Origin of the sequence: Salmonella sp. K21076, from assembly GCF_039650795.1 — a bacterium.
Classification (GTDB): Bacteria; Pseudomonadota; Gammaproteobacteria; order Enterobacterales; family Enterobacteriaceae; genus Salmonella; species Salmonella enterica.
In genome coordinates this window covers 178,203-191,078 of record NZ_JBCLYA010000046.1, presented here as the reverse complement: position 1 = coordinate 191,078, position 12,876 = coordinate 178,203, and the positions used below count along the sequence as shown (strand labels likewise).

Below are 12,876 nucleotides of genomic sequence, written 5' to 3'. Positions count from 1 at the left end.
CCTTAATGCGAGTTTTTTTAAATATCCATTCAATGGCTGCACATGCTAATATAACCAAATAAGATAGATAACGATAATTACTATCATTATCAGGGAAGTTACTATGTCATGCTCGTTTTCCGTGACGCGCGCGTTTGCCGTGCCCGGATTGTTGTTATTACTGAGTCTCGCCGCGGTTTTAAGCCTGGTCATTGGCGCGAAACCGCTGCCCGCCGCCGTCGTGCTGGAGGCGTTCACCGGCGTGTGCCAAAGCGCCGATTGCACCATCGTCCTGGATGCGCGTTTGCCGCGTACGCTGGCCGGATTACTGGCAGGCGGCGCATTGGGTCTCGCCGGGGCGCTCATGCAAACACTCACTCGTAACCCGCTCGCCGACCCGGGGATTCTGGGCGTTAACAACGGCGCCAGCTTCGCCATTGTACTGGGCGCGGCGCTGTTTGGTTTCTCCACGCCGCTGGAACAGCTTTTCATGGCATTTAGCGGCGCGCTTATCGCATCGCTGATTGTCGCCTTCACCGGTAGTCAGGGCGGCGGCCAATTAAGCCCGGTCCGCCTGACACTGGCGGGCGTGGCGCTTGGCGCGGTACTGGAAGGACTAACCAGCGGCATCGCGTTGTTAAATCCAGAGGTCTATGACCAGCTTCGCTTCTGGCAGGCGGGATCGCTGGACATTCGTAGCCTGCAAACGTTGAAAGTCGCGCTCGCGCCCGTGGTTATCGCTGGGATCGTGGCGCTATTTCTGAGCCGAGCGCTGAACAGCCTGAGCCTCGGCAGCGATACCGCGACGGCGCTGGGGAGTAAAGTGGCGCGCACCCAACTTATTGGTTTACTGGCGATTACCGTCTTGTGCGGCAGCGCAACGGCGCTGGTCGGCCCTATCGCCTTTATTGGTCTGATGATGCCGCATATGGCGCGTTGGCTGGTGGGCGCAGACCACCGTTGGTCGCTGCCGGTAACACTACTGGCAACCCCTGCTCTGCTGCTTTTTGCCGATATTATTGGTCGTCTGTTAGTGCCGGGCGAACTCCGCGTATCGGTCGTCAGTGCGTTTATCGGCGCGCCGGTACTTATCTTTCTGGTACGCCGTAAATCGAGCGGAGGCGGCCTGTGATGTTTCTTTCTCGTCGGCTTATCGTAAGCTGCCTGCTTCTGGCGGCTGGCTGCTTCGCCATTGGCTTATGGAGCCTGCAAAGCGGCGCCGTGCCCCTTGAGACCGGGCAGATTATTGCCGCGCTGCTGGGCGACGCGCCGCGTAATATCACCCTTGTCGTAACCGAATGGCGACTACCGCGCGTATTAATGGCGCTACTGATTGGCGCTGCGCTTGGCGTCAGTGGCGCGATTTTTCAGTCGTTGATGCGTAACCCGCTAGGCAGCCCTGATGTGATGGGCTTTAATACCGGCGCCTGGAGCGGCGTACTGGTCGCAATGGTCCTGTTTGGCCAGCATCTTACCGCGATCGCGCTGGCGGCAATGGCGGGCGGTATCGTCACGTCATTGATTGTCTGGCTGCTCGCCTGGCGTAACGGGATTGAAACTTTCCGGCTGATTATCATCGGTATCGGCATCCGCGCGATGTTAGTCGCCTTTAATACCTGGCTTCTGTTGCAGGCGTCGCTGGAAACGGCGCTCACCGCCGGCTTATGGAACGCCGGGTCGCTCAACGGTCTGACATGGGCAAAAACCTGGCCTTCGGCGCCGCTGATTATGGTGATGCTGACAGGCGCCGCGCTACTGGTGCGTCGTATGCGGCTGCTGGAGATGGGCGATGACAGCGCCTGCGCGCTGGGTGTTAGCGTGGAGCGGTCACGCCTGATGCTGATGCTGGTGGCGGTGTCGCTCACCGCTGCTGCAACGGCACTGGCTGGCCCCATCTCGTTTATTGCCCTTGTCGCGCCGCACATCGCCCGTCGTCTTAGCGGCACAGCGCGCTGGGGATTAACCCAGTCGGCGCTGTGCGGCGCGTTATTACTACTGGCCGCCGATGCGTGCGCGCAGCAACTGTTTATGCCTTATCAGCTTCCAGTGGGCGTGGTCACCGTCAGCCTCGGCGGTATTTACCTTATCGTCTTGTTAATTCAGGAGTCCCGCAAAAAATGACCGAATCCGTAGCCCGTTTGCGCGGCGACCAGTTAACGCTGGGTTATGGCAGCTATACCGTCGCAAAAAACCTTAATGTTTCGATTCCGGACGGCCATTTTACCGCCATCATCGGCCCTAACGGCTGCGGCAAGTCGACGTTGCTACGTACGCTAAGCCGTCTGATGACGCCTGTTGACGGCCATGTCTGGCTGGATGGCGAACAAATACAGCGTTACGCCAGTAAAGAGGTGGCGCGGCGCATCGGATTGCTGGCGCAAAACGCCACCACGCCGGGCGATATCACCGTACAAGAACTGGTCGCCAGAGGGCGTTATCCGCATCAGCCGTTATTTACCCGCTGGCGCAAGGAAGATGCCGACGCCGTCGCCAGTGCTATGCGTGCAACAGGTATCACCTCACTGGCGGCGCAAAGCGTAGACACGCTGTCCGGCGGCCAACGTCAGCGGGCGTGGATAGCCATGGTGCTGGCGCAGGAAACGTCCATCATGCTGCTGGATGAGCCGACAACGTGGCTGGATATTAGCCATCAAATTGATTTGTTGGAATTGTTAAGCGATCTCAACCGTGAAAAAGGCTATACGCTAGCCGCCGTCCTGCACGACCTGAATCAGGCCTGCCGATACGCCACACATTTGATTGCATTACGCGAAGGTAACATTGTCGCACAGGGCGCGCCGAAAGAGATTGTTACCGCTGAGCTTATCGAAAAAATCTATGGGCTGCGCTGTATGATTATCGACGATCCGGTTGCCGGGACGCCGCTGGTGGTACCGCTGGGGCGGCGATAGTCGCCCACACAGATGACAAAGCCGGATATCGCTATCCGGCTTTTCGGGTAAATCAGACTAACCGTTCATCTATCGCCAGCGCGTTTTCCATTTTACGCGAGACCATCGCGTGACGCAGTAATACGCCGCCGCAGGCCATCATACCGCCAATCAACGCCGCCAGGATAATAATGATCGCTTTACCCGGGCCATCTTTTTTCACTGGCAGAGACGGCGACAGTTGATATTTAAACGGGGTAAACTTCACGTCGCTCACATTCATTGCCGCCAGTTGTTCAACATAGTATTGACGGTTACGCAAATCACCGTCGATCTCGGCCACGTCCGTTACCCCTTTTTCAATTTCCAGTTTGCGGGAAATACCATCCGCGCCGAGGGAAATAGAAAAATCCGGATCATCTTTTACCGCCTGACCATTACTGTAAACCGGTCTCTTAATGCCAGCGGCGTTGGCGATTTCCAGCGAATAATGAAGACGTTGAATATTGGCATCAAGCTGATTTTTGAGACGCACCCGATCCATCGCCAGCTTTTCCTGCTCGTAGCGGGTTTTGATTTCCAGCTGGTTACGAATATTTTCCAGCGTCTCTTTCACGACGATATCGGAGATGTACTGAATATAGCCAGCCAACACTTTTTGCGCTTCTTCCCGCGTCGGCGCGGTAAAACTCAGCGTCCACGACGTGAATAACGACGTTTCATTTTTCTTGCCGGCATTGCTGTCCACCGCTTTCATTTTTTCGCTCAGCACGACAATCGCCCGGTGAAGATCCTGCTCGTCTATTTGCGCGCCTTTTAATTGATCCATGACATACGGAGAAGAACGAAGATATTCTTCCAGCAGCGAGGGCGAGCTAAACTTTTTAATAAACAGATTAAATACGCTGGCCCGATCAACGCTTACCTCCATATCCAACACGCGCAGCGCGGTCAACGTTCTCTCCAGCCCCTGCTACTGTACCGACTCCGCCGGTGTGACAATCGCCTGGCTGGTCCATTTTTGCGGCAGCAGAAAGGACAGAAGCAACCCCACGCACGCAAAGGCGAAAACGGTAGCAAGAATACGACGTTTCGCCTGCCATAACACCTCTATAAGGCTAAACAAATCGATTTCATGACTGTTGGCGGGCGGCAGTGAGTAACCTGCAAATGACTGATTTTTCTCTTGTTTTACATTAAGAGATGGCATGCCGTATGACCTGAAAACTTTATCCAATGAAAGAACACATTCCTGTCAGAGATTCTAACAGCAAGTCAGAATTATCCGAAACAATCTTTACGCGCCAGTGCCCGAAAAGCTAAATATTCGGAATTAAACTTGCCTGTAGCATGTATCACTTATGTTAAAAGAATTAATAGTTGCAATAAAAAACCCATAATAATTAGTCATTATTATGGGTTTCAGGATTTAATTTGTTAAAGGCAGAAACAACGCCCGTTATTTATTAATAAGTTCGCTGATGATGGGCCCGATAGTTTCAAAAGCGGAGGGAGAAATAATATCTACATGCGCGCACGGCTGGCGATAAATAGCCAAAGACGCTATCCACGGCGACCAGCTCTGTTCAGGCGATACGTCTTCCGGCACCGTTTTATCCGCCACAAAGAGCGTGGCATGTCCATCAAACGGTGCGCTATGCGCCGTCGTCAGCAAACGGACGGCATCCGCATAATTGCCTTCAATGGCGGTAAATAAGGCGTCGGAGGCATTTCCCTGCTGCGCGGCGACAAACGCTGCGCGTTCGCGTTCAATTTCCGCCAATACGTCCGGATTGAGGCCATTCGCCTCTTTTCCCCGCCAGTTTTGTGTTTCCGGCGGCCAGGTGTCCAGTAACCCCAAAAACGCCACCGTTTCACCGCGCGCGCGCAACCGGGCGGCGATCCCTTGCGCCAGCGTCCCGCCCAGCGAATAGCCTAATAAATAATAAGGGCCATGCGGCTGCCGGGCGAGCAATGTCGCCAGATGATGTTCACATACCTCATCAAGGGTGGTTGCGATTTGCATAGGGCCAACGGGGCGCGGCGACTGAATCCCCATAATCGACCACGACGGGCTGAGATAGCGTGATAATACGCTAAATTGCCAGGCGAACCCCGACGCCGGATGGAAACAAAATAACGTTGGACCATCGCTTTCACGCAGCGGCAACAGCGGCCCGAACCCCAGATTGCGCGAGCGTTCGTCATCGTCAGTATCGAGCAGCTTACTCAACTGCGCCACGTCAGACGCCACCATCACCTGCCCCGGCGTCACCTGGCGGTTAAACGTCTGGCTTAGCTGCGCGGCCAGTTTCATCGCCAGCAGCGAGTGTCCGCCCAGCGCAAAGAAATCACTTTCAACGTCGTTAATCTCACAGCCCAGCAGGCGGGAAAACGCCGCGGCGACAGCAATCTCCGTTGCGGACTGCGGCGCACGCCCTTTCACGCGCGGCGTCAGATCCGGCAGCGGCAGGGCTTTGCGATCCAGCTTGCCATTAGCGCTAAGCGGCAAGCTGGCAAGTTGCAACAGCACAACCGGCACCATATGCGCGGGAAGTTTTTGGCGTAATTTATCCTGCAGCGCCGGTAAATCCAGCGGTAAACCGGAGTGCGACACCAGATAGCCGACCAGTTGCCGGGCATCCCCGCCCGTCGCCGCCGCCTGATTAAAGACGCAGGCATGTGCTACCGCCTGTTCAACATCCGGCAGCGTTTGCATGACGCGGTCAATCTCACCCAGTTCAATACGTTGCCCCCGAATTTTGAGCTGATCGTCGCTGCGTCCCAGGTACTCCACCACGCCGGAATCCAGCCAGCGCGCCACATCTCCGGTACGGTACATCCGTTCACCTGGCGCAAAAGGATCGGCGATAAAACGGCTGGCGGTAAGATCCGGACGCCCCAGATAGCCCTGCGCCAGTTGGATACCGGTAAGATAGAGATCGCCAGCCACGCCCGGCGGCACCGGCTGCATATGCGCATCGAGAATACGTAAACCGGTATTCCAGACGGGATAACCAATCGGGATACTGTTGCCGTCAACAGCCGCCAGCTCATCGCCACAGGCCGGATACCAGCTCACATCCACCGCGGCCTCCGTTGGCCCGTACAGATTGTGTAGCGGCGCGTTGGTTAACGTCTCCCATTCGCGGCACAGCGCCGTCGGCAGGGCCTCGCCGCTACAGAAAACGCGCTTTAAGGAAGCGCAGCTTTTCCCAGCCGACGCTGGCGTGAGCGAGGCAATAAAGGCCGCCAGCATCGACGGCACAAAATGGGTGGTCGTGACGCCGTATTGCGCAAAGAACCGCTGCATCGCGAGCGGATCGCGGTGCGCTTCCGGTTCAGCCATCACCAGTTTCGCCCCGGCGATAAACGGCCAGAAAAACTCCCATACTGAGACGTCAAAACTGCACGGTGTTTTTTGCGCTACTACATCATCCGCCGTCAACGGATAGTGATCCTGCATCCACAGCAGCCGGTTGACTATCGCCGTTTGTCCCACCATCACCCCTTTCGGCCTGCCCGTCGAACCAGAGGTGAAAATGATGTAAGCGGTATGATGCGGTAGCGACAGCCCCAGCGGAGTGGCGTCACTGACCGGTAGCGGTTGGCTATAACACAAATATTCCATCCCCGGAATATCGTGAAAGCGCGCCAGCTGCGCCTGAGTCGTAATTAACAGTTTCGGCTGCGCATCTTCCAGCATCATTCGCAGCCGATCGTCAGGATAACCGGTATCCAGCGGCAGCCAGGCGGCGCCCGCTTCGACAATGCCGTGCAGCGCTAAGGTCAGAAAAACCGACCGCGGCAACGCCACCGCCACGCTATCGCCAGGCTGAACGCCGCGTTCCCGCAGCGCGTATGCCAGCGCCACAACCTGTTCGCGCATTTCACGGTAGGTAAAGTGATAATGCGCATCTGCCAACGCGGAAGCCTCTGGCGTTTTTTGCGCCTGCTGCGCCACCAAATCGCTAAGCGTGGCGGCGGGAATCGTTACCGCCGTATTATTAAGGTGTGTTAATTGCGTTTGTTCTTCCGCCAGCAGCATTTGCGCATCGCCGCAGCGCAGCGCCGGGTTATCAGCAAACTGCGTGATAAGCGCCATCAACCGTAAGGCATGGCGGGAAAGCGTGGCGTCATCGTAACGCTGCGCATTCGCCAGCAATTCAATATCCAGACCGCCGTTTTCATCCGGAAAAAGCGCCAGTTCAAGATCGTTAACCGGCCCCGTCGCCAGGGTATGGGTTTGCGCCTGTATGCCAGGAAAATCCAGATGATAATCAAATACTTTTATGTTGAGCACCGGGCCAAATAGCGGCGTTTCCCCTGCGGCTCGCCCGCTATCGCGTACAATCTGTTCGGCGTCGTAACGCTGGTGGCGGCGCATCTTCTTTAACTGCGCCGCAAGACGCTTCGCCAGCGTTGGCAGATCTTCCGTCGCATGAAGGTTAACCGCCAGCGGCAACACGTTAAGGACAGGCCCGGTCGCCGTTAACGCCGCTGAGCCCATCCGCCGCATAAAGATAAATCCGGCGGCATAATCCATACGCCCACATAATCGTCCCAGCCACAACGTCACCAGCGCCAGGGCAAGATCCGCTCGCGGTATCTCAGGCATGTGCGCCGCCAGTTGGCGAAACGCCCCCGCCGGCGCGCTCAATTTCATACGCAGAATATCCGCGCTCGCCGACCGCCCCGGCAACGGCGCGGCAGACATTGACGCCGGCGGCGGCAGCTCGCGGCGCTGCTGCGCCCAGAAGGCGCCGTCACGCTGCCAGGCCTCGCTCTGGCGATAGCGCTGATATTCCTCAACCACATCCACAAAGGGGGTAAAAGGCGACTCCGGCGTAGGGGCGTCGCTCTGCCAGGCGCGATAAATCGCCGCAATCTGGCGAGTTATCGCCGGGAAGCTAAAGCCATCCACCAGCAAATGGTGATAGCGCTGATACCAATACCAGCGGGTATCATCAATGCGGATTAACTGGTGAAACGCCAGCGGCTTACCGCTATCTGCGCGCAGGTTTTGCCGTAAATCCGCCTGCATTAACGCCAGCGCCGCGAGATGCGGATCGGGCTGGTCGCGTAAATCGGCAATCGGGGGTTCGCCGAAGGTGTGCTCAGGATCTATCCATTGCCAGACCTCGCCGTTCTCTTCGGTAAAACGCATCCGTAGCGTATCCGCCTGTTGCATCCCTACCGCTACCGCTTTTGCCAGCAAGGGGGCATCCAGCTCGCCATTCAGTTCCACATAGTGCGCCACGCTCCAGGCGGAGGGTAAATCAGAGAGTTTTTCCGCCATCCAGATCCCCGGCTGGGCGGCGACTAACGGTAAACGCTGCGTCATTTCGCCTCCTGCTTATCGGCATAATGCGCCGGATTCAGTGTTGTCCAGCGCGTATTAAGCCACTGCTGGCACGCGTCCTGCGATTGCGGTTCGCATACCACGCCCCATCCTGCGGGAAGCGCGCACGCCGCTGGCCAAAGGCTGAATTGACGCTGCGCATTTTGCAGGATGTAAAACTGTCCCTGCGGATTATCGAAGGGATTACTGAATTCCATACTCAACTCCTGTCATGGACATGTGCCCGGTTAAAGCGTGTCGATAAGCGGCTGCCAAAGCAGCATCAGCCCTTGCGTTAGCCCGCCGCGCCAGCAAAGCGCATCGTGTCCGCCGTCAACCTGACGCCAGAAAATGGACTGCTGCGAGGTATTCAGTTGGGCATAAAGCGCCTGATTTGCCTGAAACACGATCGGCTCACGCACGCCGGCTTCCAGTACGATACGCAGTCCGCGCGCGCACAATGCGCCGGTTTTCAGCCGGGTAATGACTTCCCCCTCCGGCGGGGTGATGCGATGGGGCCACCAGAACGATCCTGACTGGCTTAGTACACAGCCAAAACGCGTCGGCCAGTTCAGGCCGGCATACAGCGCCGACAGGCCACCAAAGCTCTGTCCGGCGACCACCGTTCGTCCGGCATCATCGCTAAAAGGCGTCACGGCTCTGACTTGCGGCAACAGTTCCTGCTGCACCGCCAGCCAGAAGTCGGCATTGCAGGGCAACTCCTGGTTGCGGTGTTGAGTATCAATCGCGTCAATCAGCAGATAGACGGCACCGGGAAGCAGGCGTTGATGAGTCAGCGAGGCGAGCGCGGGCCAGACGGGCATATTTTCCGCCCAGAATTGACCGTCCAGCAGAATAGCCAACGGTCTTTCCTCCGTCGCCTCGTCTCCGGTCGTCAATATCCATACGCGGCGGGAGTTACCCAGACGTTCGCTATGCCACTGCATCATCAAAGGCGGTGAGTACGACGTTTCAGGACGATCCCATCCCGGCTGACGGGGCGCATCCGGCATTTCCAGCGCTGAAACCGCATGACCACGTCCTCCCCGCCAGCTTTGCGAATTAAGCGGGTCGGCAATCGCCTGCGGTAATAGCTGTCGCCAGCCTTCACGCAGCGCGTTCCGATCGGGCGTTTCGCCCGGCGCAAAAGCGGCAAAAACGTCATCTCGCTCGGTAGGAATAAAACAGTAGCTGCCGCGCCAGTTAGCGCTAAGCGCCGTGCTCCAGCGCCAGACATCCGTTCCGGCAATACGCGCCATCGTCTGAGGCTGCGCGTTTTGATGATGATCGGTTACGCCAGTGATGTAGACCCAGACACGCCGTATCGGGGAGTGTGTTTCGTTTCCCTGCGGGTCGCGCCACCAAAAAGTGACCCGATAATTTCCGTCTTTTTCCCGTATCCATTCCGGCCCGGTTTTCGTCCTCCACCAGGCCTCACTTCCCGTTGCCAGCGCCTCTTTCATTATAACCCTGTGTTTATTATGAATTTTGTATATAAAAGGTGAAATATATTGATAATATTATTGATAACTATTTGCATTTGCAATAGCGTATTGTAGCGCTATGGGACGCGCGAACACAATTTCACCACCCGGCCAATGCCTTTGACGGGCGCTTTGGCTTATGTGGCTAAAGAAAAGCAGGATATACAATGAACAAGAAGATTCATTCCCTGACCTTACTGGTCAATTTAGGGATTTACGGGGCCGCTCTGCCCGTGATGGCGGAAGAAAAAACCGATAGCGCTGCGCTCACCAATGAAGACACCATCGTGGTGACCGCTGCCCAGCAAAACCTACAGGCGCCAGGCGTATCCACCATCACCGCCGATGAGATCCGCAAAAATCCGCCCGCGCGCGACGTGTCAGAAATCATCCGCACCATGCCGGGCGTAAACCTGACCGGCAACTCCACCAGCGGTCAGCGCGGGAATAACCGCCAAATCGATATTCGCGGCATGGGGCCGGAAAACACCCTTATCCTGATAGACGGTAAACCCGTTACCAGCCGTAACTCGGTACGCCTGGGCTGGCGCGGCGAACGCGATACCCGCGGCGATACCGCGTGGGTGCCGCCAGAGATGATCGAACGCATTGAAGTGCTGCGTGGCCCTGCCGCCGCACGTTACGGTAACGGCGCGGCGGGTGGCGTGGTCAATATCATTACCAAAAAAGGCGGTAGCGAGTGGCACGGTTCCTGGAATACCTATTTCAACGCGCCGGAACATAAAGACGAAGGCGCGACCAAACGCACTAACTTTAGCCTGAACGGCCCGCTGGGCGGGGATTTCAGCTTCCGTCTGTATGGCAACCTCGACAAAACGCAGGCGGATGCGCGTAATATTAACCAGGGGCATCAGTCTGAACGTACCGGGAGTTACGCCGACACGTTACCAGCCGGACGCGAGGGGGTCATTAACAAAGATATCAACGGCGTGGTTCGTTGGGATTTTGCTCCGCTTCAGTCTCTGGAGCTGGAGGCCGGTTACAGTCGCCAGGGCAACCTCTATGCCGGCGATACTCAGAACACCAATACGAACCAACTGGTGAAAGATAATTACGGAAAAGAGACGAACCGCCTCTATCGGCAGAACTACTCTCTGACCTGGAACGGCGGCTGGGATAATGGCGTAACCACCAGTAACTGGGTGCAATACGAACATACCCGTAACTCCCGGATGCCGGAAGGCCTGGCAGGCGGCACCGAAGGGATTTTCGATCCCAAAGCATCGCAAAAATATGCCGATGCCGATTTGAATGACGTCACCCTACACAGCGAAGTGAGCCTTCCTTTCGATCTGCTGGTCAATCAAAACCTGACGCTGGGTACCGAATGGGCCCAACAGCGTATGAAAGACCAGCTCTCCAACTCGCAAACCTTTATGGGGGGAAATATCCCGGGTTACAGCAGTACCAATCGTAGCCCCTATTCAAAAGCGGAAATTTTCTCTCTGTTTGCTGAAAACAACATGGAACTGACCGACAGCACCATGCTGACGCCGGGGATACGTTTCGATCATCACAGTATTGTGGGGGATAACTGGAGCCCGTCGCTGAACCTGTCGCAAGGTCTGGGGGATGACTTTACCCTGAAAATGGGGATCGCCCGCGCTTATAAAGCCCCGAGTCTGTACCAGACTAACCCAAACTATATTTTGTACAGTAAAGGTCAGGGTTGCTACGCGACTGGCGCGGGTACCGGCATCGGCTGCTATATGATGGGTAACGATGATCTGAAAGCCGAAACCAGCATCAATAAAGAGATCGGTCTGGAATTTAAACGCGATGGCTGGCTGGCCGGCGTCACCTGGTTCCGCAATGATTACCGCAATAAGATTGAAGCGGGTACGGTGCCGTTGCAGCGTATCAATAACGGCAAAACGGATGTCTATCAGTGGGAGAACGTGCCGAAAGCGGTCGTTGAAGGTCTGGAAGGCACGTTAAACGTACCGGTTAGCGACACCGTCAACTGGACGAATAACGTTACGTATATGCTGCAGAGTAAAAACAAAGAGACCGGCGAACGCCTGTCGATTATTCCACAGTACACGCTTAACTCTACCCTGAGCTGGCAGGTACGTCAGGACGTTTCTCTGCAATCGACCTTCACCTGGTACGGCAAACAAGAGCCGAAGAAATATGATTATCAGGGTAACCCCGTTACCGGAACAGATAAGCAAGCGGTCAGCCCATACAGTATTGTTGGCCTGAGCGCGACCTGGGACGTGACCAAAAATGTCAGCCTGACCGGTGGCGTGGATAACCTCTTTGACAAACGTCTGTGGCGTGAAGGTAACGCGCAAACCGTCAGGGATACGCAAACTGGCGCTTATATGGCGGGCGCTGGCGCGTACACCTATAACGAACCGGGACGTACGTGGTATATGAGCATTAATACCCATTTCTGATGGCAACCTTCCCTCCCTCATTCGGGGAGGGAATTAGCAAAAGACGATGCTGACATCTCATTTTCCCCTTCCCTTTGCCGGACACAGGCTGCATATCGTCGACTTTGATGCGAGCAGCTTTCACGAACACGACCTGCTATGGCTGCCTCATCACGATCGGCTCCGGTCTGCCGGACGCAAGCGTAAAGCTGAACATCTGGCAGGCCGCATCGCTGCCGTTCATGCGCTACGCGAGGTGGGCGTCAGGGCGGTGCCCGGTATTGGCGACAAGCGACAGCCGCTATGGCCGGACGGCCTATTTGGCAGCATCAGCCACTGTGCGTCAACGGCGCTGGCCGTCATATCCCGACAGCGTGTCGGCGTTGATATAGAAAAAATCATGAGTCAGCACACGGCGACAGAGCTGGCGCCGTCCATTATTGATAGCGATGAGCGCCAAATTCTCCAGGCGAGCTCGCTCCCTTTTCCGCTTGCCCTGACGCTGGCTTTCTCCGCCAAAGAGAGCGTTTATAAAGCCTTTTCAGACCGCGTCACGCTCCCGGGATTCGATAGCGCAAAAATTACCTCGCTTAACGCCACGCACATCTCGTTACATCTGCTGCCAGCCTTTGCCGCCATGATGGCTGAACGTACCGTCCGTACAGAATGGTTTCAACGTGGCAATAGCGTTATTACTCTAGTTTCTGCAATAACGCGCTTTCCCCACGACAGGAGCGCTCCCGCTTCTATACTTAGCGCAATACCCCGATAAATGAGAT

Annotated in this window: 8 protein-coding genes and 1 pseudogene; 5 read left to right on the top strand and 4 right to left on the bottom strand. The window is 56.2% G+C overall.

The window, feature by feature from the left end; genetic code table 11:
* The first annotated feature begins 103 nt into the window (after nucleotides 1-103).
* The 3 genes from fepD to fepC are packed head-to-tail and all read left to right on the top strand — an operon-like array spanning nucleotide 104 to nucleotide 2,891.
* Nucleotides 104-1,111 (top strand): Fe(3+)-siderophore ABC transporter permease, encoded by a 1,008-nt coding sequence (gene fepD / locus AAYN39_RS14860; RefSeq protein ID WP_001277880.1) that lies wholly within the window; start codon nucleotides 104-106, stop codon nucleotides 1,109-1,111.
* A complete protein-coding gene (gene fepG / locus AAYN39_RS14855; protein WP_000480067.1) occupies nucleotides 1,111-2,100 on the top strand; it encodes an iron-enterobactin ABC transporter permease in 990 nt (329 codons plus the stop codon). The genes fepD and fepG overlap by 1 nt, the downstream gene beginning before the upstream one ends.
* Complete coding sequence (fepC, locus tag AAYN39_RS14850) at nucleotides 2,097-2,891, top strand: iron-enterobactin ABC transporter ATP-binding protein (protein WP_000140620.1); 795 nt, start codon at nucleotides 2,097-2,099, stop codon at nucleotides 2,889-2,891. Before fepG ends, fepC begins: the two co-directional genes overlap by 4 nt.
* Before the next feature lie 52 nt (nucleotides 2,892-2,943).
* On the opposite strand, the pseudogene wzz(fepE) reads toward fepC, so the two are convergent.
* The 4 genes and pseudogenes from wzz(fepE) to fes form a co-directional block, all read right to left on the bottom strand.
* A pseudogene (gene wzz(fepE) / locus AAYN39_RS14845) lies at nucleotides 2,944-4,080 on the bottom strand (LPS O-antigen length regulator Wzz(fepE)).
* Nucleotides 4,081-4,329: 249 nt separating this feature from the next.
* Nucleotides 4,330-8,214 (bottom strand): enterobactin non-ribosomal peptide synthetase EntF, encoded by a 3,885-nt coding sequence (gene entF / locus AAYN39_RS14840; RefSeq protein ID WP_000194158.1) that lies wholly within the window; start codon nucleotides 8,212-8,214, stop codon nucleotides 4,330-4,332.
* Nucleotides 8,211-8,429, bottom strand: a complete 219-nt coding sequence (locus AAYN39_RS14835) for an MbtH family protein (RefSeq protein ID WP_000396011.1) — start codon at nucleotides 8,427-8,429, stop codon at nucleotides 8,211-8,213. The genes entF and AAYN39_RS14835 overlap by 4 nt, the downstream gene beginning before the upstream one ends.
* Nucleotides 8,430-8,459: 30 nt before the next feature.
* On the bottom strand, nucleotides 8,460-9,674 hold the full coding sequence (gene fes / locus AAYN39_RS14830) for an enterochelin esterase (RefSeq protein WP_000656592.1): 1,215 nt from the start codon (nucleotides 9,672-9,674) through the stop codon (nucleotides 8,460-8,462).
* Between the two features lie 188 nt (nucleotides 9,675-9,862).
* Between fes and AAYN39_RS14825 the strand changes: the two genes are divergently transcribed.
* Together AAYN39_RS14825 and entD are read left to right on the top strand one after the other, a co-directional pair.
* Entirely contained in the window at nucleotides 9,863-12,118 is a 2,256-nt protein-coding gene (locus AAYN39_RS14825) for a TonB-dependent siderophore receptor (protein WP_001034967.1), read from the top strand.
* Nucleotides 12,119-12,164: 46 nt separating this feature from the next.
* Nucleotides 12,165-12,869: an enterobactin synthase subunit EntD gene (gene entD, locus AAYN39_RS14820; protein WP_001681620.1), complete on the top strand. Its 705-nt coding sequence runs from the start codon at nucleotides 12,165-12,167 to the stop codon at nucleotides 12,867-12,869.
* The last annotated feature ends 7 nt before the right edge of the window (nucleotides 12,870-12,876 follow it).

What these genes read in the sequence shown, in the direction of transcription:
- fepD (WP_001277880.1), top strand. Translation starts at nt 104, where the DNA reads ATGTCATGCTCGTTTTCCGTGACGCGCGCGTTTGCCGTGCCCGGATTG.
- entD (WP_001681620.1), top strand. Translation starts at nt 12,165, where the DNA reads ATGCTGACATCTCATTTTCCCCTTCCCTTTGCCGGACACAGGCTGCAT.
- fepC (WP_000140620.1), top strand. Translation starts at nt 2,097, where the DNA reads ATGACCGAATCCGTAGCCCGTTTGCGCGGCGACCAGTTAACGCTGGGT.
- fes (WP_000656592.1), bottom strand. Translation starts at nt 9,674, where the DNA reads ATGAAAGAGGCGCTGGCAACGGGAAGTGAGGCCTGGTGGAGGACGAAA.
- AAYN39_RS14835 (WP_000396011.1), bottom strand. Translation starts at nt 8,429, where the DNA reads ATGGAATTCAGTAATCCCTTCGATAATCCGCAGGGACAGTTTTACATC.
- AAYN39_RS14825 (WP_001034967.1), top strand. Translation starts at nt 9,863, where the DNA reads ATGAACAAGAAGATTCATTCCCTGACCTTACTGGTCAATTTAGGGATT.
- entF (WP_000194158.1), bottom strand. Translation starts at nt 8,214, where the DNA reads ATGACGCAGCGTTTACCGTTAGTCGCCGCCCAGCCGGGGATCTGGATG.
- fepG (WP_000480067.1), top strand. Translation starts at nt 1,111, where the DNA reads ATGTTTCTTTCTCGTCGGCTTATCGTAAGCTGCCTGCTTCTGGCGGCT.